Raw genomic sequence first — 20426 nt, 5'->3', positions numbered from 1 at the left:
CGGTTGGCGCTCGCACCGCGTCAGCGAACGATCCAGATCGCTCTGACCAGCATGAATAGAATCGCAGATCGGGTCGAGACGGCACAAGAAGTTCGATCGGGCTGACGACGGTCCGGCCTGTCGGCCGCGACTCAGGACACCAGGTAGCCGGCAGGTACCGCGTCGGTGAGCCAGACCCCGTTGGCGCTGCGGTAGAACTCGTGGCCATCACGGGCCATCGCCGCCGCATCCACGGTCAGAACCACGACGGCTCCACTCCGACGGGCACCCACCCGACGGGCGGTGTCGGTGTCGACGGAGAGGTGGACGTGGTGACGCCCGCCACGGTTGATGCCGGTGGCCCGGATGGAATCGATCACGGCAGCACTCGTGCCGTGGTAGAGGTAGGTCGGTGGGGCCTGCGGCAGCAGACCGAGATCGATCGGAATCGTGTGGCCCTGACTGGCCCGGATCCGCTCCACCCCATCGGGACCGCGATGTACGGCGAACCGCTGTTTGTCGTTCCCGGCCACCACCACGTCCAGGTCGGCCCGATCGATCCGCATGGCGGCGAGGAAGTCGTCCACCGGAACCCAACCGGCCGAATCCAGCGTCAGACCGACCCGGCCCGGATCGTGCCGCAGCACCCGCGACATCCGTTTGCTCAACTTGACCAGGCTTCTGTGATCCACCCTGGGATTGTCACCGGCACCGCCATCCCCGATCCAGTGAGTATCACGGCCAGAGCGGGTTCAGCACCTGGTACATCTCGTGGTCCTGCCACCTTCCGGCGATGTTGAGGTAGGCGGGCGCCAGTCCGAATCGGACGAACCCGTTGCGTTCGAGTACGCGGCGCGAGCCGACGTTGTGCAGCAGGATCTCCGCCTGGATTCGGTGCAGTCCCAGTTCCTCGAAGGCCACGCGCCTGATGTCACCGACCGCTGCGGTGGCGAGTCCACGGCCGTTGTCCGCGGCACCGACCCAGTAACCGACACTGCCTGACTGGAGCGGACCGCGCACGATGCCGTTGAGCGCGATCCGACCGGCCACCCGACCGAATTCATTGAGGATGACGTACGAAAGGCCGGTTCCCTGGGCCTGCCGTTCAAGTGCGGACTGGATGTCGGCACGCTGACCGTCGACCGTGAAGTAGTGCTCGGGTCGGACCGGCTCCCAGGGAGCCAGGAAGTCGCGGTTGACCCGAAGCAACTCCGCCAGAGCAGGGGCGTCGTCGAGGGTGACAGGTCGAATTGTGGTCACTCGCCGCATTCTTCCAGACCCGAACCGGACAGGGCCGGAACCGTGGTCACCGCATCCGGCCCAGCACCGCCCGCATTCAACTTCCGACGGCGAACCTGGTCTGGATCATCGAAGCGGAAGGCCGGTCGGACCGGCACCCTTGAGTGACCGGGTCAGCACCCGTTTGTCAGACCACATGAAGCACCGGACGCCACGGTCGCCGAGTGCCCACGCCTCTGCCGTCGGAGTGCGGTAGCTGGTTCCGGTCCGATACGGCAACAGCGCATCGTCCGGCACCTTTACATAGGCAGCCACCGCTGACCGGCATTTGCGGTGTGTACGTTCCGCATCCCTGCCCACCTCGGCGATGGACGAGAACGGCGCGCTCCAGATTCCGACGTACTCGAATCGGTGTGGCTTGTCGCAGGGAACCGGTCGCAGGATCTCCCACTGGTCCTCGTTGTAGCAACCGTACGACAATGGTGACGGCTGACTGAGCACGCCTCGCAAACTGCCGGTGTGGTCAACGGCATTGTCGTTGCGGTGCTTTATCGCGGAACCACCTTCGATCACATCCCGCACGAAGAGGTCGCAGCGATACCAGCGACTACCTCCCGCCCATCCCTGCGGGGACGGCGGCACGACGAGTACGGCCAGCCGCGCCCCACGCCAGTCGGCCCCCACGAACTGCTGGGCCCTGGTGTCGCAGTCGGGGAACACCGCCCGTAGGGCCGGGGAGCCGGTCACCGGTGGGCTGGACAGCTCTGCGTACTCAGCGGGAAAGACACCGACATGGATCGTCTCGGCCTTGTGTTGCTGGCCGCAGTCCACCGGCACATAGCTGCTGAGGTAGCCAGTTCGATTAGCCTCGGAATGGCAGACGCCGGACTGCGGGGTGAACTGCGCAGCTTCGGACGGCAGGTCCCAGTCGTCGACGAGGTCGCCGTCCGTACCGGCCGGTGTGCCGCATCCAGTCAGCAGTATCGAAATGAGTACGCCGTACGTCGCCGCACGCGGCCACCGTCGCATCTGTGCATCTCCGATCCTGATTCGCCGGGGGAGCATACGCGACCGGAAGATCCGCCGTGACGACTTACCGATGTTCAGCCCGACCTGCGCGAACCTTCGAAGAACCTGCTGACGAATGGTCCTCATCGGAACGTCTTCCCCACCACTGCGTCCGAGCAGCGAGGATTCCCAACTGACCAGCTCAGCGGCCACCGTTTCCGGCACGGGACAGGACCCTGGACAGGGCGAGACTGGCGGTACGCACCGCCGGGGCCAGCCGGGCCGGCTGGAGTTGATGCGCGGGCACCGAGATGGAGAGCGCGGCGACGATCTCGCCGTGCACCAGGACCGGGGACGCGACGCAGGACAACCCCAGGGCCGCCTCCTGCCGGTCGTAGCCGATCCCGGAATACCGGATCTGCGCCAACTCGTCGGCCAGCAGACCCGGATCGGTGATCGAGTGGGCGGTGAGTCTGGGCAGTGGCCGCAGCAGCACCTCGTCGATCAATTCCTGACCCGAGTAGGCCAGCAGCACCTTCCCCACCCCGGTGCAGGGCAGGGGCAGCCGGCCGCCGACCCGGGAGGGTGTGTCGACGCCAGCGTGGCCACGGATCTTCTCCGCGTAGACCACGTCCAGGTCGCTGCGTACCCCGAGATGAATCGTCTCGTGGGTGGCCTCGTAGAGGTCCTGCATGAAGGGCAGCGCGGCCTCCCGCAGCCGCTGTTTGACCGGCACGAGTTCGCCCAGCTCGAACAGCGCGATGCCGGGCACGAACCCATCCGGGGTACGTTGCAGCAGCGCCAACTCGACGAGCTGCTCGATCAGCCGGTGCACGGTCGCCTTCGGCAGACCCGTACGGCGGCACAGCTCGGTCAGGCGCAGTGGTTCGCCCGACGGGCGGAATGCCTGCAACAGTTGCACACCCCGGTCGAGCAGGTTGCCCCGCACGCCACGAACCGGCTGACCGTTCGGCGGATCCTCTGACTCATCCGCACGGGTGAACTCCGACACTGTGTTCCGCCGCATGGAACTAAAGGTTGCCACCCCGAACGCGCAACGTCTACACCTAAGCGACCTGGTTGTCGCCTGCTTCGGAGGCTCTGGTTGTGACTGACGACGCCCAATCCCCGGTGGTGCTGGCGGCGCAGCGGCTACGTGCCGCCGCCGAGTCCGGCAAACCGTGCAACCCCGTACGTGACCTGCTCGGTTCCACCGACGTCGGGTTGGCGTACGCGGTCCAGCAGGCCAACGCGGCCATCACCCGAACCCAGGGCAGGGTACGCGTGGGCCGCAAGATCGGGCTGACCTCCGAGGCGGTCCAGCGGCAGCTCGGCGTCGACCAGCCGGACTTCGGCTCGCTCTTCGACGACATGGCAATTTCGTCTGGTGGAACGGTCGCGCCGGGACGGCTCCTGCAACCGAAGGTGGAGGCGGAGGTCGCCTTCGTCCTCGGCGCCGACCTGGACGGCCCGCTGGAGTCGGTCGACGACGTACGTGCTGCGGTGGCGGGTGCCGCCGCAGCGATCGAGATCGTGGACAGCCGCGTCGCCAACTGGGACATCTCGATCGTCGACACGGTCGCCGACAACGCCTCCAGTGGGTTGTACGTCGTGTCCGAGGCGGTGCTGCCGCTCACCGAGGTCGACCCGGTCACCGTACAGATGACGCTGCGGCTCAACGGGGAGGTCGCCTCCGCCGGTGAGGGCCGGGCCTGCCTGGGCGATCCGCTCAACGCGGTGCTGTGGCTGGCGCGGACCGCACAGGAACTGGGTGATCCGTTGCGGGCGGGCGAGATCGTACTCAGCGGCGCCCTCGGCCCGATGGTCGTGGTGGAGCCGGGCGACACGGTCAGCGCGGAGATCTCCCAACTGGGTTCGGTAGCTGTCTCGTTCGAGGCCGAGGAGTAGGAGCATGTCGAAGACAAAGGTTGCCATCATCGGCTCCGGAAACATCGGGACCGACCTGATGATCAAGATTCTGCGCGGGTCGGAGACGCTGGAGGTCGGGGCGTTCGTCGGTATCGACCCGAACTCTGACGGCCTGGCCCGGGCCGCCCGGCTGGGCGTACCGGTCGTCTCGACCGGGGTACAGGGGCTGCTCGACCACCCCGACTTCGGTGACGTCCGGGTGGTTTTCGACGCGACCTCCGCCGGTGCCCACCTGGCCAACGACGCCGCGCTGCGCGGTTCCGACGTCCAGATCGTCGACCTGACTCCGGCGGCCATCGGCCCGTACGTCATCCCGCCGGTCAACCTCGACGAACACCTGGGTCAGCGCAACCTCAACATGGTGACCTGCGGTGGGCAGGCGACCATCCCGATCGTCGCGGCGATCTCGTCCGTGGCCACCACGCACTACGCCGAGATCGTCGCCTCGATCTCCTCGAAGTCCGCCGGCCCCGGCACCCGGGCCAACATCGACGAGTTCACCGAGACCACGTCGCGGGCGATCGAGCAGGTGGGGGGCGTCGGTCGCGGCAAGGCCATCATCGTGCTCAATCCCGCCGAACCACCGCTGATCATGCGGGACACGGTGTTCTGCATCGTCGACGACTGCGACCGCGACGCGGTCACCTCAGCCGTCCTCGCCATGGAGGAGAGGGTCAGGACGTATGTTCCCGGGTACCGACTCAAGCAGGACGTCCAGTTCCGGCGGATCACCGCGCAGAGTCCGGAGGCTGATCTCATTCCGGGGGCTCCCCCGGGGGACCGGTGGGTGGTGAGCGTGTTCCTCGAGGTCGAAGGGGCTGGCCACTACCTGCCGGCGTACGCCGGCAACCTGGACATCATGACGTCGGCAGCACGCCAGGTCGGCGAGCGTCTCGTTGCGGCGGTGGCAGCCCGATGAGCACCCGTGTCTACGTACAGGACGTGACCCTGCGCGATGGCATGCACGCCATCCGGCACCGCTACACACTCGACCACGTGCGTACCATCGCCGCCGCGCTCGACGCCGCCGGCGTCGCCGCGATCGAGATCTCGCACGGCGACGGTCTCGCCGGCAGCAGCCTGAACTACGGCCCCGGCGCGCACACCGACTGGGAGTGGATCGCCGCCGCCGCCGAGGTGGTGGAGAACGCGACGCTCACCGGACTGTTGCTGCCCGGTATCGGCACCGTGCACGAGTTGAAGAAGGCCTGGGACCACGGCATCCGCTCGATCCGGATCGCCACCCACTGCACCGAGGCCGATATCGCCAACCAGCACATCGCTGCCGCCCGGGAACTGGGCATGGACGTCTCCGGCTTCCTGATGATGTCGCACATGGCCTCACCAGAGGTGCTGGCCGCGCAAGCCAGGATCATGGAGGCGGCGGGGGCACACTGTGTCTACGTCACCGACTCCGGTGGCCGGCTGACCATGGACGGCGTCCGCGACCGGGTACGCGCCTACCGCGACGTGCTCGACCCGGACACCCAGATCGGCATCCACGCCCACCACAACCTGGGTCTGGGCGTGGCCAACTCCGTCGTCGCCGTCGAGGAAGGTGTCTTCCGCGTCGACGCCTCCCTCGCCGGTCAGGGGGCCGGTGCGGGGAACTGCCCGATCGAAGCCTTCATCGCTGTCGCCGACCTGAACGGGTGGGACCACGGCTGCGACCTCTTCGCACTGATGGACGCGGCCGACGACATCGTCCGACCGTTGCAGGATCGTCCGGTACGGGTGGACCGGGAGACCCTGACCCTGGGCTACGCCGGCGTCTACTCCAGCTTCCTGCGGCATGCGGAGACCGCTGCCGCCGAGTACGGCCTCGACACCCGCAGCATCCTGGTCGAGGTCGGCCGCCGGAAGATGGTCGGTGGCCAGGAGGACATGATCGTCGACATCGCACTCGACCTGCAACGGCAGCAGTCGAGCCAGCAGGGTTCCTGATCGACCGGGAGCCCGGGCAGACACCGGCACCGGGTACGCGTGGTTCGGGTCCGCGCGTACCCGGTTCAGCCTCCACGGAGGTCCGCCGTGGAGGCTGAACCGGTATCGACACCCGTCCTCTGTGGTCGGCTGCGGTCAGCGGTCGGGCCGGGCGGATCCGTCCGCCTCGATGAGACCGCTGGCCAGCATCACCTGTAGCGACCGTTCGTAGTGCTCCCGCAGCAGGGCGGTCGCCTTGTCGGCGTCGCGTTGCAGGGTCGCCTCGAGGATCTGCGTGTGCTCCTCGTCCACGCACCGGCTGCTGGCGGCCGGCGACGGAGCGGACCAGCGTCGGTACAGCTCCGTCGAGTCGAAGGCGGTGGCGGCGATGGTCAGCAGCATCGGCACCTGACACGCTTCGATCAGCGTCAGGTGGAACGCCCGATGGGCGCGTGACCACGCTTCCGTGGTGTGTTCGGGGTCCTCGGGGCTGCGGCGGGGCGTACGCGCCAGCACGTGGTGCGCCGTCACGATCGAGGTCTCCCAGGCCAGACTCCCCCGCTCGATGGCCAGTTCGAGGGCGAGGGTGTCGCAGTGCATCCGTACCCGGGTCAGGTCCTCCAGCTCGCTCAGGGACAGGCTCGGCACGAAGAACCCCTGGTTGGGCCGGGCCACGACGAGCTTTTCGTTGGTGAGACGGACCAGTGCCTCGCGGATCACCGTCGTGCTGGTCGAGTGCTTGCGGGCCAGCTCCGCAGGCTTGAGGTGAGTGCCGGGTGGCAGCTTCCCCTGCATGATCTCGTCTCTCACGACGCCCTGGAAGTGCGAGGCGAGCGTGCTCGCCCCTGTCTGTCGGACCATGCCGGGAGCATAGCCAACCTCAACAAAGAATGCATTCTTCGTTGACGAATGCATTTCAGCGCGCTAGCGTCCGTGTTCAAGCCAGATGTGGTGCCGGTTACGGGGAAGTTAAGGCGGAGGACGCGACCGTGACGAAGGATCGCCTTTACAAGATCAACAGCCTGGTAGTCATGCTGTTCGCGCTCGGCTGCATGGTCTACGCGCTGTCGCTCCCCCTCGGAAACCTGCAGCGGCCCGGCGCAGGATTCTGGCCGCTCACCATCTCCCTGGTCATGGCAGCGGCAGCCGCCGGGTTGCTGCTGACCGAACGTGACAGCGACGACTACGAGCCACTGACCCGACGGACGTGGATCATCGTCGCCGGATTCGCGCTCATGGGCGCGTTCATCCTGGTGTTCTCGGTAGCCGGCCTGACCTCAGCGACCTTCCTGCTGTGCCTCGCCTGGCTGCGCTTCATGGCCGGCTACGGATGGCGAACGAGTCTGCTGCTCTCGATCGCCTTCACGGTGCTCACGGTCCTCTCCTTCTCGGTCCTGCTCGGCGTCCCCATGCCGCACGACGTACTGAATGTCTTCTGAGAGCCGAATAATGAATTTTGGCGATTTGCTTCTCGGGTTCGAGGTCGCCTTCCAACCCGAAAACCTGCTGTACGTCTTCATCGGCGTCGTCGTCGGCATGGTCGTGGGAATCCTTCCCGGTCTCGGCCCCGCGCCCACGATCGCGCTCATGCTGCCGCTGACGTACGTCCTGCCCCCGGCCGGAGCCGTGCTGATGCTGGCCGGTATCTACTACGGCGCGTACTACGGCGGCACGATCACCTCGGTGCTGCTACGTCTGCCCGGTGAGGCCGCCAGCGTTGTCACCGTCTACGACGGACATCAGATGGCGCTCAAGGGCCGTGCCGGCCCCGCGCTCGGCATCTCGGCGATCGGCTCCTTCATCGGCGGTACCGTCGCCGTGATCGGCCTGTTCTTCCTCACCCCCGTGATCGCGGACTTCGCGCTCACCCTCGGCCCGCCCGAGTACGGGATGCTGGCGGTGGGCGGCCTGCTCATGGTCTCCGCCCTCGGACAGGCCCGGGTGCTGAAGAACGTCATCGTCGCCTGCCTCGGCCTGATCATCGCCATGGTGGGCATCGACGCGGTGACCGGCGTCTCCCGGTTCACCGGCGGCTCGACGGAGCTGCTGCGCGGCATCGACTTCGTCGCCGTCGCCATGGGTCTGTTCGGACTCGGCGACGTGCTGTACGACCTTGAGCAGCGCGCCCGCAACGCCCGCATCGAGGGCAGGATCGGTCGGGTCCTGCCGACCAAGCAGGACATGAAGGACTCCGCCGGCGCCATCGGCCGTGGTTCCGTCATCGGCTTCCTGCTCGGGCTGCTGCCCGGTGGCGGTGGCGTCGTCGCGTCGCTGGCCTCGTACGCGACCGAGAAGAAGGTCTCCAGGCACCCCGAGCAGTTCGGCAAGGGCGCCATCGCCGGTGTCGCCGGGCCCGAGACGGCCAACAACGCCGGTTCGACCTCCTCGTTCCTGCCACTGCTGTCGCTGGGCATCCCCTCGAACGTCGTACTCGCCCTCATCTTCGGCGCGTTGCTGATCCAGGGCATCACCCCGGGTCCCCAACTCGTCTCCGAGCACCCCGAGATCTTCTGGGGCGTCCTCGCCTCGATGCTGGTCGGCAACCTCATGCTGCTGGTACTGAGCATGCCGCTGGTCAAGGTCTTCGTGAACCTGATCCGGGTGCCGATCGGAATCCTCTCCACGGTGATCGTCGTCGTGACCATGGTCGGCGTCTACTCCGTCTCGAACAGCACCTTCGACATGTGGATCATGCTGATCTTCGGTGTCGTCGGTTACGCCATGCGCAAGACCGGCTACGACCCGGGCCCGCTGGCCCTGGCCGTGGTCCTCGGCCCGCTGCTCGAGACGTCGTTCCGGCAGTCCCTGCTCATGTCCGACGGTTCACTGGCGATCTTCGTCCAGCGTCCGGTCTCGCTGACGATCGTGATCGCTCTCGTCGGTGTGATCGCCTTCCAGACGGTCAACCGCCTGCGGCGGGGCAAGCGAACCCCCCTCGCGGCGACCGGGCCGGCGGACGACTCCCCGGAAACAGCTGACGACGGCACTGCCCCCGAACCAGCTGCCGTGACTTCACCCAGCGGCGTCGAGCCGGGCGGGGCCTCCCGTCCGGAAACCGACTCCGACACCCCCTCCTCACCCCCTTCCAGCAATCACTCCCGATAGAGGTAGGCCACACATGACCTTCCACCTGACCCGCCGGTCCCGGTTGTCGACCGGCCTGGTCGCGGCCCTGGCCGCGTCGGCACTCGCGCTGACCGCCTGTTCCTCGGGCGGCACCACGGACAGCGCCTACCCGGCGAAGACCGTTGAAATGGTCGTCCCGTACGCCGCTGGCGGCCCCACCGACATCTCCGCCCGAGCCCTGGCCAAGGGGATGGAGGCGTCACTCGGCGCGAAGGTGATCGTCGTCAACCGGCCGGGCGCTTCCGGAATCACCGGCACCGCCGAGGTTGCCTCGGCGAAGACGGACGGCTACCGGATCCTGTACAACACCGGTGACGCGTTCGTGCAGTCCGGGATCCGCACCACGCCGTACAAGTTCGACAGCTTCACCCCGGTGGCCGGGGTCATCTCCCAGCCGTACATCCTGGTGGCCAGCGCGAAGTCGGGCATCAAGTCCTTCGAGGACCTGGCCAGGACCAGCGGCCTCACCTACGCGGTGACCGGCATCGGCACCCCGACCCACCTCAACACCGCGATGCTCTTCGACGGGCTGAAGGTCCGCGCGACCGCCGTGCCGTACGACGGAGCCGGCCCGGCGACCCAGGCGGTGGTCGGCAACCAGACCAAGGTCGCCATGCTCGACGCGTCGGTCGTCATGCCCTTCGTCACCAGCGGTGACCTCACCCCGCTGGCCGTGGTCACTCCCGACGGCAAGAAGCTCGACTACGTCGACGCCCCCACCATCCAGGAGAAGGGCGTGGACGCGACCAGCATGACGATGACCGTGTGGGGCGTGGCCGTCCCGGCCAAGACCCCCGAGGACATCGTGAAGAAGCTGCGCGAGGCGACCCTCGCCGCCGCCCAGACCAGCGAGTTCGTCACCTTCACCGAGAAGAACTACATGCCTCGGCTCGAGGGGGACAACGAGACGAACTGGTACACCAACCTGAAGACCACCGCCGAGACCACCAAGGCCGCGCTGGCCAAGTTCGGCATCGAGCTGAAGTGACAGTGACACCATGAGCGACCTCACCGGAAAGGTAACCGTGGTTACCGGTGCCGGCAGCGGAATCGGCTCTGCGGTCGCCGAGGCACTCGCCCGCGCGGGTGCCTCGGTGGTGGCCACCGACCGCAACGGGCCCAGCGCCGAGGCGGTACGCGACCGGATCCTCGCCGCCGGCGGCGAAGCGATCGCAGTGACCATGGACGTGACCGACCGGTCCTCGGTCGTCGCGGGTCTGGCCGCTGCCGTCGACCGGTACGGACAGCTGGACGTGCTGTTCAACAACGCGGGAATCCTGCGGGAGAACCCCTTCCTCGAGGTGACCGAGGACGATTGGCGGCAGCTGATGACCGTCAACGGGCTGGGCACCCTCATCTGTACGCAGGAAGCGGCGAAGATCATGATCGCCCAGGGGCGCGGCGGGAAGATCGTCAACACGACCTCCATCACCGCCCGTCAGGCGAACGCGAACTTCGCCCACTACGCGGCCAGCAAGGCGGTCGTCTCCTCGCTCATCCAGTCCGGTGCCCGCGCACTCGCCCCGCACGGGATCACGGTCATGGGTTTCGCACCCGGCATCGTGCAGACCGAGATGTGGGAGGGCGTGCAGACGGATCCGTCGGCCCGCCGGCAGAAGATGGACGACTACGCCAAGAAGATCCTCGTCGGGCGGGTCTCCACACCGGAGGACCTCACGCCCATCGCCGTCTTCCTCGCCGGGCCGGGCTCCGACTACATGACCGGCCAGGTCGTCATGGTCGACGGCGGCATGGTGCTGGTCTGACGTCCATTCCCCGCGGCGGGGAAGGGCCCCTGGTCATCGCTTTCCACCCGGAACGGGGCCCTTCCTCCCCTCCCATCCGCCCGGCCCGGCGGTCGTCATCTGGTCGGGGCACACACACCGGAAACGAAGGAAAGGAGTCATGATGCGAGCAGCGGTCCTGCTGGCACCCGGCCGCCTCTCCGTCGTCGACGACTGGCCCGAGCCGGTGTGTGGCCCCGACCAGGTCATCGTCGAGATCCGCGACGTGGGGATCTGCGGCACCGACCTCGGAGTGTTCAACGGCAGTCGGACCGTGCCCGAGCTGCCGTGGATCATCGGACACGAGGCGCACGGCCAGATCGTCGAGGTCGGGGCCGACGTACCGCCCGCACGCCTGGGCGAACACGTTGCGGTCGAGCCCAACTATCCCTGTCGGGTGTGCGGTCCCTGCCGCAGCAGCGCCCCGGCGCTCTGCCTGGACCGGGGCAGCCTCGCCCTCAACCTGCCCGGCCTGCTGGCCGAGCGGGTCGCCGTACCGGCCCGCTACGCGTGGACGCTGCCGGACGGTACGTCCGCCGAGGACGCGGTCTGCGTCGAACCGCTGACCGTCGCCCTGGCCGCCATCCGCCGTGCCGGCCTGACCGGTACGGAATCCTGCCTGGTCGTGGGCGCGGGCGCGCTGGGACTGCTGCTGGTGCACGCCCTCACCGGAGCCGGACACCCCGTCGCCGTACTGGAACCGCACGCCGAGCGGCTGGCCCAGGCGGTGTCCCTCGGTGCCACCCCCGCCCCGGCAGGTACGGAGTTCACCGTCGCGTTCGACACCTCCGGTTCCGCCGCCGGTGGGGCGGGGGCCCTGGTGCAACTAGCCCCGGCCGGACGCCTCGTCCTGGTCGGTGTCGGGCAGCAGCCCATCCCGGTGGACAACCGGATCGTCGTACGCCGTGGCCTCACCGTGCTCGGCTCGATGATCTACGACCACCCCCACGACTTCCCCACCACCATCGACGCCATCACCCGCGACGGGCTGACCCCGGGCGTCGTCGTCGCCGCGACGTTCCCACTGGACCGGGCGCAGCAGGCGTTCAGCACCGCTCCCACCCGACCGGGCAAGAGCATCATCACAGTGACCAGCGGAGACGTGGCATGAGCGGCACTGTCCGCCCCTTCGGGCTCGATCACCTCACCATGTTGGACACCTCGCCACCCGAGTTGGTGCGACTGGCCGCCGCAGCCGGCTTCGCCCACGTCGGGCTGCGGATCCACGCCATGGACGCCACCGAGCAGCCCTGGCCGATGGCACCGGGCTCCCCCATGCTGGCCGAGACCATCGCCCGACGCGACGACACCGGCACGAGCATCCCGGTCATCGAGGTGCTCCTGCTCGACGAACACACCGACATCGCGGCCGTCGAACCGTACCTGCAGGTGGGTGCCGTGCTGGGCGCGTCCATCCTGTACGTCGTCGGCCAGGACCCGGACCTCGACCGGCTCGCCGACCGGTTCGCCGCGCTCACCACCCTCGCGCTCACCTACGGCATCCGGCCGGTCGTCGAACCGATGGCGTACCGGCCGGTGTGCGACCTCGCCACCGCCGTCAGCGTGGCATCCCGTTCGCAGGGCGGTGGCGTGCTCGTCGACGCCCTGCATCTGCTGCGCTCCGGCGGCACCGCCGCAGACGTCGCCACCACCGATCCGGTGCTGCTGCCGGTCGCCCAACTGTGCGACGCCACCGCCCGGGTCGGGGCACCGCCACCGGACGCGGTCGCCGCCCGTGGGCAGTCCGCCGACGTACCGCCCCTGCAGTGGGAGGCCCGGGTCGGCCGGTTGCTGCCCGGTGAGGGTGCCCTGCCGTTGGCGGAGGTCGTACGTGCCCTGCCCGCCCGGACCCTCCTCGCGCTCGAGGCCCCCAACTTCGGGGCGCTGCGCGAGCACGGTCCGGAGCGGTTCCTCGCCGAGGCGGCCCGTCGGATGGACCTGCTGCTGACGGAGGCACAGTCGTGAGGGCGCTGGTGACCGGAGCCACCTCGGGCATCGGGCTGGCGTTGGCCCGGCGACTGGCCGCCGGCGGCTACGACCTCGTCCTCGTCGCCCGCGACGGTGACCGGCTGGCGACCACGGCCGCGGAACTGCACGCCACGCACCGGGTGGCCGGTGAGGTGCTGGCCGCCGACCTCACCACCGAAGCGGGACTGACCGCCGTGGAGGCGCGGCTGACCCAGGAGACGGATCCGGTCGACGTCCTGGTCAACAACGCCGGCATGGGGCTCCCGCCCGGCGGCTATCTCGGCAATCCCGTGCAGACCTCGCTGACGCTGAACCGGCTCAACGTCGACAGTGTCCTGCGCCTGACCCATGTCGCGCTGCCGGGGATGCTGGCCCGTCGCCGGGGCGGCCTCATCACGATCTCCTCGATCGCGGGTTTCGTCCCGGGCACCCCGGCGATCACCTACTCGGCGTCGAAGGCGTGGACCACCGCATTCGGTGAAGGGTTGCACCAACTCCTGCGCGGCACCGGCGTGACCAGCACGACCGTGGTGCCCGGCTTCGTACGCAGTGAATTCCACCAACGCTCCGGGGCGTCCACCGCCGGGCTACCCGACTGGCTGTGGTCGACCCCGCAGACAGTGGCCGAGACGGCGGTACGCGGATTCGACCGCGCCGCCCCGCTCGTCGTACCGGGGACGGTGTGGCGGACCGGGTACGGCATCAGCCGGCTCCTGCCCCGCCGCTGGTCGAGAGCCGCCTTCGCCCGACTGATGAGCAGAACGGCACGCAGTACGTCACGAAAGGGAGCGGACCGATGACAGTCGACCAGGGAACCGGTCAGCGTCTGCGCGGCAGGGTCGCGATCGTGACCGGCGCGGGCAACGGTATCGGCGCCGCTTTCGCCGGGGCGCTCGCGGCCGAGGGTGCGGCGGTCGCCGTGGCCGACATCGACGGCGACGCGGCCCAAGGGGTCGCCTCGACCATCCAGGAGCGGGGCGGGCGGAGTCTGGCCGTCCAGGTCGACGTCACCGATCGCGGCTCGGTACGGGCCATGGTGTCCACGGTCCTGGCCGGATTCGGTGACGTCGACGTGCTCTTCAACAACGCCGGTGTCCTGCTCAAGGAGCCGTACCTGAGCACCACCGAGCAGCAGTGGCACAAGGTCATGGAGGTCAACGGCCTCGGCGTCCTGCTGTGTACGCAGGAGGTCGCCAGACACTTCATCACCAAGGGCCGGGGCAAGGTCGTCAACACGTGCTCGACCTCGTCGCGCAGTCCCAGCGCGCACTTCGCCGCGTACGCCGCCAGCAAGGCGTCGGTCCTGTCGCTCACCCACTCCAGCGCCCGGGCACTGGCCCCGTACGGCATCACGGTCAACGGAATCGGCCCCGGAATCATCCAGACCAACCTGTGGTCGGAGATGCACCGGGACGAGAGCGGTTCGGTAGTGGGCGACGATCCGACGGTGGCGCTGGACGACTACACGTCCTCCATCCTCCTACGCCGGGTCGGTACGCCAGGCGACGTCGCACCTACCGCCGTGTTCCTGGCCAGCGACGACTCCGACTACATCACCGGCCAATTGATCATGGTCGACGGCGGGATCGTCCTGCAGTGACCCGGTACCCCGAACACTTCGTTCCCCACCGTCCACACCAGTTCCGTGGCACGACGACATCGCCACGGGCACGCGTTACCGGTGACGCGGAAACCGTTACAAGAGAAGGAACCTCCCATGAGCAACCGTCCGTACACGAGCGTCTGGTCAGATCTGCGGGAGGTGGAGTTCAGCCAGGGTTTCCTCCAGGCCGGCCCGTACCGCACCCGCTACCTGCACACCGGTGACGAAACGAAGCCGACTCTACTCATGCTCCACGGCATCACCGGTCACGCCGAGGCGTACGTACGCAACCTGGCCGCACACGCGCCACACTTCAACACCTACGCGATCGACTTCATCGGCCACGGCTACAGCTCGAAGCCGACGCATCCCCTGGAGATCGAGCACTACATCGACCAGATCCAGCACGTCCTGGACCACCTGGGAGTCGAGAAGGCCTACTTCAGCGGGGAGTCCCTCGGCGGCTGGGTCACCGCCAAGATCGCCGCACACCACCCGGACCGGGTGGAACGCATCGTCCTGAACACCATGGGCGGCACGATGGCCAACCCGCAGGTGATGGAGCGCCTCTACACACTGTCCATGGCTGCGGCGAAGGACCCCAGCTGGGAGCGGGTCCGGGCCCGACTGGAGTGGCTGATGGCCGACCCGGCGATGGTCACCGACGACCTCATCCGTACCCGCCAGGCCATCTTCGAGCAGCCCGACTGGCTGGCGGCCTGCGAGGCCAACATGGCCCTGCAGAACCTGGAGATCCGCAGGCGCAACATGGTCACCGACGAGGAACTGGCGTCGATCCAGGCACCCGCGTTGGTGCTGTGGACCACCAAGGACCCCTCCGGCCCGGTCACCGAGGCGGAACGCATCGCCTCCCTCATCCCCAACTCGACCCTGGCGGTCATGGACAACTGCGGTCACTGGCCGCAGTACGAGGACACCGACACCTTCAACAGGATCCACCTCGACTTCCTGCTCGGTCGTTGAGCAGTCGTCCCTGAAGTACCGGTAAGGAGCAGACGATGACGTTCGCGCTCGTGTGCATGTCGCACAGCCCGCTGCTGGAGTTCTCCGAAGCACCGCAGGAGGTCCTCGACGAGGTCCACGGGGCGTTCGGTGCCGCCCGCGACTTCGTGACCGAATTCGATCCGGACCTGATCGTCTCGTTCGCCCCCGACCACTACAACGGGTTCTTCTACGAACTGATGCCGCAGTTCTGCATCGGCTACGAGGCCACCAGCGTCGGGGACTACGACAGTGAGACCGGGCCGCTCGACGTACCGGCCGAACTCGCCCAGGGCCTGGCCGTCTCGGTGATCGAGGCCGGGCTGGACTGTGCGATCTCGTTGAAGATGGAGGTCGACCACGGGGCCGTCCAGCCCCTGGAACTCCTCTTCGGCGGCATCGCCAGGAAGCCGGTGATCCCGATCTTCGTCAACTCGGTCGCGCCACCGTTCGCCCCGATGCGGCGCATCCGCCTGTTCGGCCGGGCGGTGGGCGACTACCTGAGGAGCCTCGACGCCCGGGTACTGGTCATCGGCTCCGGCGGCCTGTCGCACGATCCGCCGGTCCCGCAGATCGCCACGGCCACCGAGGATCAGCGCAAGCTGCTCCTCAACGGACGTCACCCCACCGCACAGGCGCGGGCGGCGCGTCAGCAGCGGGTCATCGACGAGGCCAGGGCCTTCGCCAGGGGCGAGTCAGCGATCATGGACCTGAACCCCGAGTGGGACCGCAACCTGATGGCCATCCTCGCCTCCGGCGAACTCGACCAACTCGACGGCTGGACCGCGGCCCAGATGGCCGCCGAGGCCGGCAAGTCGTCCCACGAGGTCCGCACCTGGGTCGCGGCGCACAACGCGATGCAGGCGGCGGTCGGCGAGTACGAGGCGACGTACTCCTACTACCGCCCCATCCGGGAACTGATCACCGGTTTCGGGGTCACCACCGTCGTGCCGAAGCGGTGACAGCGGAGCGGATGCCGGGGCGGTACGACGGCTCCGGCATCCGCCCGGTGGGCGTACGACGCGGTTGTCGCCAGTGTCGATCTTGGCGACGAAATCAGTCGACGTGTTAACGTGCATCGACCGCCGTCAACTAATCAGGGGCCATTGGATGCCCGCGGGTGGGTCCTTGCCGCAGGGTCTCCGGGTGGCTGACGACCGACTTGGAGCGTGGCATCATCGCACACATCGACCTCGGCGTTGACGAACACCAGTTCCCCGGGATATCCGGACTGTGGCGGTTCCGGCCGGAGACCGCCAGGCCCCTCGGTGACCTGGCAGAGGTGCTCCTACGTGGGCCGCACCCGATGTCCGCAGGAGAGCGCGAGCTGATCGCCGCCTACGTCTCGGGCCTCAACGAATGCAACTTCTGCTGCTCATCGCACTCGGCATTCGCGGCGGCGCAACTCGACGCGGGGATGCCCCTGGTCGACCGGGTCCACGCCGACCTCGATTCGGCTCCGATCCCCGAGAAGCTACGCAGCCTGTTGCGCATCGCCCGCGAGGTGCAGCAGGACGGCCGCAGGGTGACCGCCGAACTGGTGCAGGCTGCCCGGGACGAGGGTGCCACCGATCTCGAGATCCACGACACGGTTCTGATCGCTGCGGCCTTCTGCATGTACAACCGCTATGTGGACGGACTGGGCACGCTGGCCCCCGACGGCCCGGACGGATACGCCGAGTCGACGCGACGGATCATCGAGCGCGGCTACACGATCTGACCGGCCTGCCGTCAACGGGCTCCGGCGTCGGACGCCTGCGGCCACACCGCGGTGGCCGGTAGGTGCGGCGCGAGTCGGACAACGGCAACACCGGCCGCCCCTACCGCGACGGCCAGCACCGCCCAGTAGAGCAGTGCGTCGAAGGTGATCAGAGTGGTGAACCCGACCGGGGCGACCACCGCCGACACCGCCCAGGTGAGTTGGTACGCGGCCAGATAGCGTCCACGGTGACTGGCCGGCGCCGCACCGGCGGCAAGTGACGCCGATGGTGCGGTGTGCAGCAGCTCGCCGAGGGTGTACAGCAGAGTCCCCGCGACGAGCCCGATCGACACCGGCACACCGGGCGGTAGCGCCGCCGAGCCGGCGAAGACACCGAACGAGCCGATGAACACCAGTCCCGCGAAGGCCATCGCGTGCGTACGCCGTACCGTCCGCTGCCAGCGCAGCACCAGCAGTTGACCGCCGGCGACCAGGAGCGTGTTGACGGTGAACAGGACGCCGAGCAGGCCGGCGGGGGCGTCCAGCACCAGCACGGCGTAGATCGGCATAGCCACCGGCAGGACGGAATGGGTGACGGTGAAGGCCAACTCGGCGAGGACCAGCCGGCGGAAGGGGCGGTCGGTCAGGACCCGACGGTAGCCGCCGCCCGTCCGCTCACGGTCGCCTTCCCCGGAAACCGGTGCCGGCCGGGCCGGTCGCCGGTTGCGTCCCGTCGCGGCCAGCAGAATTGCCGCAACCAGGAAACTCAAGCCGTTGAACGCGGCCACCAGCTGGTAACCGACCACGTCCCCGATGTGCACCGCACCGGCGGCGAACAGCCCACCGAGTCCGAACCCGACGTTACGACCGGTACGCACCAACGCGTAGAGCCGGTCCCGGGCAACGCCATCGGCAAGGTCCGCCACGTACACGTTGTTGGCCGGATAGAAGCCGCGATCACCCGCGGCGACGAACGCGGCAACCGCGACGAACGCGCCGAACTCAGACACCAATGGGTAGCTGGCGAAGCCGACCGCCCGGACGAGATAGGAGGCGACCAGGACGTTACGGGCGCCGTACCGGTCGCAGGCGGCACCGGCGATCGGGGTGGCAGCCAGCCCGACGACCGCGGCCACGGTGAGGCCCAGACCGACCGTCGCCACCGACAGCCCGGTCACCTCGTGGATGAACAGCAACGTCAGCGGCAGGTAGAGCCCGGAGCCCAGGGCATCGACGAAGAGTCCGGTCAGGTATCCCCGCCCGGCGCCTTGGTTTCGCTTCCGGGCGGTACCTGGGATTCGTTCCCCGGCGGTAGCGCCGGCCAGTTCCTTGAGCACCGACGCATCATCGAATCTGAACCCGACTTCATGTCAACACCGGTTCTCCCCTGCTCAGGTGCCATGCAGCGGGTGACGCTCGTGATCGACACCCGCTGCGTCGCACGTACCGCCGGTCGCCCGGAGTCTCTCAGGACAGCGGGCTGGACTCCTGGCGCAGCTTCGAGGAACCGGTGCCGACCGACCATCCGGTGACCCATCGACTCGCGCTGGTCGGGCTGGTCCGATCCGCCAGGTGGTACCAGTCCATCCGGCAGCGTTGCGGCGTCACCTCGACCACCCCGTACCCGTGACCGTCCAACTCGGTCCAGCGCACGTGCGGATTCGTGGACCTGATCAGGCCCGTCGCCAGTCCGCTGAGGCCGTTACCCGCCGGCAGTCCCAGGAAGTCATTGATGTTGTCACTGGTCACCGACGGTACGACGAACTCGGCGGCGGCCGGGGTCGTCGTACCCGTCGCCCGGGTGGTCAGCTCGTTCGCCCAGGAGGTGTGGATGTCCCCGGTGAGGAAGACCACGTCCCTGGTCCCGTTGGCCCGGATGTGGTCGACCAACTCGTTGCGGTCGGCGTTGTAGCCGTCCCACTGGTCAGCGTTGATGACGCCACCGTTCTCCGGAATACCGAGCAGCTTGCCCAGCGGCCCGAGCAGCCAGGCCGGTAGCGACCCCACGTCCAGCCGGGCGATCATGACCGGATTCCCGATCAGCTTCCACCGGGCGGTGGAGGTCGCCAGCCCGTTCTTGAGCCAGGTCATCTGTGCATCCCCGGTGATGGTCCGGGCCGGGTCGTCCACCCCCGTACCCGAGGTCTGCTGGGAACGGTAGGTCCGCAGGTCCAGCATGGACAGCTCGATGAGCTGACCGAAGCGCAGTCGACGGTAGATCGCTCCGCCCACCCCGGCTCGTACCGGCATCCATTCGAAGTACGCCTGCCGGGCGGCGGCCAGCCGGTCGGTGTAGGCCCCCTCGGCCCCCTCGGTGTGGTTGCCCGCCCCACCGGACCACTGGTCGTTGGCAACCTCGTGGTCGTCCCAGGTGATCGCCCACGGCACGGCGGCGTGCAGCGCCTGCAGGTCCGGATCGCCCTTGTAGAGCGCATGCCGGATCCGGTAGTCGGCCAGGGTGAGCACCTCGTGCGCCGGCTGCACCGGGCGTACCACCCGCCCGCCCGCGTCGAACTCGCCGGTGCCGTACTCGTAGAGGTAGTCGCCAAGGTGGACGACCAGGTTGAGGTCCCCCCGGTCGGCGAGGTGGCGGTACGCGGAGAAGTAGCCGGCCTCCCAGTTGGCGCAGGAGACCACCCCCAGCCGCATCCGGTCGATCGAGGCGTCCACCGGCGGCGCGGTCATCGTCCGTCCGGTCGGTGACCAGGCACCGTCGTACCCGAAGCGGTACCAGTACGTGGTTGCCGGCGTCAGACCGGTCGCCTCCACCTTGACCGTGTGGTCCCGCGTCGGTCCGGTGGTCAGCGCACCGGAGGCGACGACGGTGGCGAAGTCCGGGTCTTCGGCGACCTGCCAGCTGACCTGGACCTGTGGCCCCGCACCGGAGCCGGGGAGTGCGTCGGCGGTGGGGGTGACCCGGGTCCAGAGCAGGATGCCGTCCGGCAGTGGATCGCCGGAGGCGACACCGTGCCGGAACGTGTTGTTGGCTGCCTGGGCTGTACCGGACGAGGCCAGCGCGCCGGACAGCACGGTAGCGCCGGCCGAGGCACCGGCGATCTGCAGCAGGGTACGACGATCAAGGGTGTTCACCATGGTCTATATGTCTAGCGGCTGGAGATGGCCCACCGCTGCCCCGGACGGGCAAATTTCCGAAAAATTCTCGCGC

21 protein-coding genes are annotated in these 20426 nt (G+C 68.3%); 14 read left to right on the top strand and 7 right to left on the bottom strand.

Going from position 1 to position 20426, the window contains the following annotated elements; genetic code table 11:
- Positions 1-131: 131 nt before the first annotated feature.
- From ACFQ4H_RS22575 to ACFQ4H_RS22560, 4 genes are all read right to left on the bottom strand, one after another.
- Positions 132-671, bottom strand: coding sequence for an RNA 2'-phosphotransferase (locus tag ACFQ4H_RS22575; protein WP_377573565.1), 540 nt, complete (start codon positions 669-671; stop codon positions 132-134).
- 43 nt (positions 672-714) lie between these two features.
- The gene (locus ACFQ4H_RS22570; protein ID WP_377573562.1) at positions 715-1239 is read right to left on the bottom strand and encodes a GNAT family N-acetyltransferase; all 525 of its coding nucleotides are present in this window, start codon (positions 1237-1239) and stop codon (positions 715-717) included.
- A gap of 105 nt (positions 1240-1344) precedes the next feature.
- Positions 1345-2247 carry a septum formation family protein gene (locus ACFQ4H_RS22565; protein WP_377573560.1) on the bottom strand — a complete coding sequence of 301 codons (903 nt, stop codon included), beginning with the start codon at positions 2245-2247 and terminating at the stop codon, positions 1345-1347.
- Between the two features lie 181 nt (positions 2248-2428).
- A complete protein-coding gene (locus ACFQ4H_RS22560) occupies positions 2429-3253 on the bottom strand; it encodes an IclR family transcriptional regulator (RefSeq protein ID WP_377573557.1) in 825 nt (274 codons plus the stop codon).
- Between the two features lie 80 nt (positions 3254-3333).
- Between ACFQ4H_RS22560 and ACFQ4H_RS22555 the strand changes: the two genes are divergently transcribed.
- The 3 genes from ACFQ4H_RS22555 to dmpG are packed head-to-tail and all read left to right on the top strand — an operon-like array spanning position 3334 to position 6099.
- A complete protein-coding gene (locus ACFQ4H_RS22555) occupies positions 3334-4134 on the top strand; it encodes a 2-keto-4-pentenoate hydratase (RefSeq protein WP_377573554.1) in 801 nt (266 codons plus the stop codon).
- Between the two features lie 4 nt (positions 4135-4138).
- On the top strand, positions 4139-5074 hold the full coding sequence (locus tag ACFQ4H_RS22550; protein ID WP_377573551.1) for an acetaldehyde dehydrogenase (acetylating): 936 nt from the start codon (positions 4139-4141) through the stop codon (positions 5072-5074).
- Positions 5071-6099 carry a 4-hydroxy-2-oxovalerate aldolase gene (gene dmpG, locus ACFQ4H_RS22545; protein ID WP_377573548.1) on the top strand — a complete coding sequence of 343 codons (1029 nt, stop codon included), beginning with the start codon at positions 5071-5073 and terminating at the stop codon, positions 6097-6099. The genes ACFQ4H_RS22550 and dmpG overlap by 4 nt, the downstream gene beginning before the upstream one ends.
- 135 nt (positions 6100-6234) lie before the next feature.
- On the opposite strand, the gene ACFQ4H_RS22540 is transcribed toward dmpG, so the two are convergent.
- Positions 6235-6939, bottom strand: coding sequence for a GntR family transcriptional regulator (locus ACFQ4H_RS22540; protein ID WP_377573546.1), 705 nt, complete (start codon positions 6937-6939; stop codon positions 6235-6237).
- Between the two features lie 128 nt (positions 6940-7067).
- Between ACFQ4H_RS22540 and ACFQ4H_RS22535 the strand changes: the two genes are divergently transcribed.
- The 11 genes from ACFQ4H_RS22535 to ACFQ4H_RS22485 all read left to right on the top strand — a co-directional run bounded on the left by ACFQ4H_RS22535 (position 7068) and on the right by ACFQ4H_RS22485 (position 17281).
- Positions 7068-7517 (top strand): tripartite tricarboxylate transporter TctB family protein, encoded by a 450-nt coding sequence (locus ACFQ4H_RS22535; protein ID WP_377573543.1) that lies wholly within the window; start codon positions 7068-7070, stop codon positions 7515-7517.
- Between the two features lie 10 nt (positions 7518-7527).
- A complete protein-coding gene (locus ACFQ4H_RS22530; protein WP_377573540.1) occupies positions 7528-9183 on the top strand; it encodes a tripartite tricarboxylate transporter permease in 1656 nt (551 codons plus the stop codon).
- Between the two features lie 13 nt (positions 9184-9196).
- Entirely contained in the window at positions 9197-10192 is a 996-nt protein-coding gene (locus ACFQ4H_RS22525; RefSeq protein WP_377573537.1) for a tripartite tricarboxylate transporter substrate binding protein, read from the top strand.
- Positions 10193-10202: 10 nt separating this feature from the next.
- Positions 10203-10970 (top strand): SDR family NAD(P)-dependent oxidoreductase, encoded by a 768-nt coding sequence (locus tag ACFQ4H_RS22520; protein WP_377573534.1) that lies wholly within the window; start codon positions 10203-10205, stop codon positions 10968-10970.
- 142 nt (positions 10971-11112) lie between these two features.
- Positions 11113-12099 carry a zinc-dependent alcohol dehydrogenase gene (locus ACFQ4H_RS22515; protein WP_377573531.1) on the top strand — a complete coding sequence of 329 codons (987 nt, stop codon included), beginning with the start codon at positions 11113-11115 and terminating at the stop codon, positions 12097-12099.
- Positions 12096-12953, top strand: coding sequence for a sugar phosphate isomerase/epimerase family protein (locus tag ACFQ4H_RS22510; protein WP_377573528.1), 858 nt, complete (start codon positions 12096-12098; stop codon positions 12951-12953). Before ACFQ4H_RS22515 ends, ACFQ4H_RS22510 begins: the two co-directional genes overlap by 4 nt.
- Positions 12950-13756: an SDR family NAD(P)-dependent oxidoreductase gene (locus ACFQ4H_RS22505; RefSeq protein ID WP_377573526.1), complete on the top strand. Its 807-nt coding sequence runs from the start codon at positions 12950-12952 to the stop codon at positions 13754-13756. The genes ACFQ4H_RS22510 and ACFQ4H_RS22505 overlap by 4 nt, the downstream gene beginning before the upstream one ends.
- Complete coding sequence (locus ACFQ4H_RS22500) at positions 13753-14556, top strand: SDR family NAD(P)-dependent oxidoreductase (RefSeq protein ID WP_377573523.1); 804 nt, start codon at positions 13753-13755, stop codon at positions 14554-14556. Before ACFQ4H_RS22505 ends, ACFQ4H_RS22500 begins: the two co-directional genes overlap by 4 nt.
- A gap of 117 nt (positions 14557-14673) precedes the next feature.
- The gene (locus ACFQ4H_RS22495; protein ID WP_377573521.1) at positions 14674-15543 is read left to right on the top strand and encodes an alpha/beta fold hydrolase; all 870 of its coding nucleotides are present in this window, start codon (positions 14674-14676) and stop codon (positions 15541-15543) included.
- A 35-nt stretch (positions 15544-15578) separates the two neighbouring features.
- The gene (locus ACFQ4H_RS22490) at positions 15579-16523 is read left to right on the top strand and encodes a 3-carboxyethylcatechol 2,3-dioxygenase (RefSeq protein ID WP_377573518.1); all 945 of its coding nucleotides are present in this window, start codon (positions 15579-15581) and stop codon (positions 16521-16523) included.
- 215 nt (positions 16524-16738) lie between these two features.
- Positions 16739-17281 (top strand): carboxymuconolactone decarboxylase family protein, encoded by a 543-nt coding sequence (locus tag ACFQ4H_RS22485; RefSeq protein ID WP_377573644.1) that lies wholly within the window; start codon positions 16739-16741, stop codon positions 17279-17281.
- An 11-nt stretch (positions 17282-17292) separates the two neighbouring features.
- Here ACFQ4H_RS22485 and ACFQ4H_RS22480 read toward each other — a convergent pair whose 3' ends face one another.
- Together ACFQ4H_RS22480 and ACFQ4H_RS22475 are read right to left on the bottom strand one after the other, a co-directional pair.
- Positions 17293-18597 (bottom strand): MFS transporter, encoded by a 1305-nt coding sequence (locus tag ACFQ4H_RS22480; protein WP_377573516.1) that lies wholly within the window; start codon positions 18595-18597, stop codon positions 17293-17295.
- Between the two features lie 130 nt (positions 18598-18727).
- Positions 18728-20353, bottom strand: a complete 1626-nt coding sequence (locus ACFQ4H_RS22475; protein WP_377573513.1) for an alkaline phosphatase D family protein — start codon at positions 20351-20353, stop codon at positions 18728-18730.
- Between the last annotated feature and the right edge of the window lie 73 nt (positions 20354-20426).

Source organism: Micromonospora sonneratiae (genome assembly GCF_042679305.1).
Lineage (GTDB): Bacteria > Actinomycetota > Actinomycetes > Mycobacteriales > Micromonosporaceae > Micromonospora_H > Micromonospora_H sonneratiae.
The sequence above is the reverse complement of the archived record's forward strand: the minus strand, read 5'-3'. Positions and strand labels throughout refer to the sequence as shown.

Coding starts and splice junctions, on each gene's coding strand:
- ACFQ4H_RS22565 (WP_377573560.1), bottom strand. CDS start 2,247: ATGCGACGGTGGCCGCGTGCGGCGACGTACGGCGTACTCATTTCGATA.
- ACFQ4H_RS22560 (WP_377573557.1), bottom strand. CDS start 3,253: ATGCGGCGGAACACAGTGTCGGAGTTCACCCGTGCGGATGAGTCAGAG.
- ACFQ4H_RS22550 (WP_377573551.1), top strand. CDS start 4,139: ATGTCGAAGACAAAGGTTGCCATCATCGGCTCCGGAAACATCGGGACC.
- dmpG (WP_377573548.1), top strand. CDS start 5,071: ATGAGCACCCGTGTCTACGTACAGGACGTGACCCTGCGCGATGGCATG.
- ACFQ4H_RS22540 (WP_377573546.1), bottom strand. CDS start 6,939: ATGGTCCGACAGACAGGGGCGAGCACGCTCGCCTCGCACTTCCAGGGC.
- ACFQ4H_RS22530 (WP_377573540.1), top strand. CDS start 7,528: ATGAATTTTGGCGATTTGCTTCTCGGGTTCGAGGTCGCCTTCCAACCC.
- ACFQ4H_RS22525 (WP_377573537.1), top strand. CDS start 9,197: ATGACCTTCCACCTGACCCGCCGGTCCCGGTTGTCGACCGGCCTGGTC.
- ACFQ4H_RS22520 (WP_377573534.1), top strand. CDS start 10,203: ATGAGCGACCTCACCGGAAAGGTAACCGTGGTTACCGGTGCCGGCAGC.
- ACFQ4H_RS22515 (WP_377573531.1), top strand. CDS start 11,113: ATGCGAGCAGCGGTCCTGCTGGCACCCGGCCGCCTCTCCGTCGTCGAC.
- ACFQ4H_RS22510 (WP_377573528.1), top strand. CDS start 12,096: ATGAGCGGCACTGTCCGCCCCTTCGGGCTCGATCACCTCACCATGTTG.
- ACFQ4H_RS22500 (WP_377573523.1), top strand. CDS start 13,753: ATGACAGTCGACCAGGGAACCGGTCAGCGTCTGCGCGGCAGGGTCGCG.
- ACFQ4H_RS22495 (WP_377573521.1), top strand. CDS start 14,674: ATGAGCAACCGTCCGTACACGAGCGTCTGGTCAGATCTGCGGGAGGTG.
- ACFQ4H_RS22490 (WP_377573518.1), top strand. CDS start 15,579: ATGACGTTCGCGCTCGTGTGCATGTCGCACAGCCCGCTGCTGGAGTTC.
- ACFQ4H_RS22475 (WP_377573513.1), bottom strand. CDS start 20,353: ATGGTGAACACCCTTGATCGTCGTACCCTGCTGCAGATCGCCGGTGCC.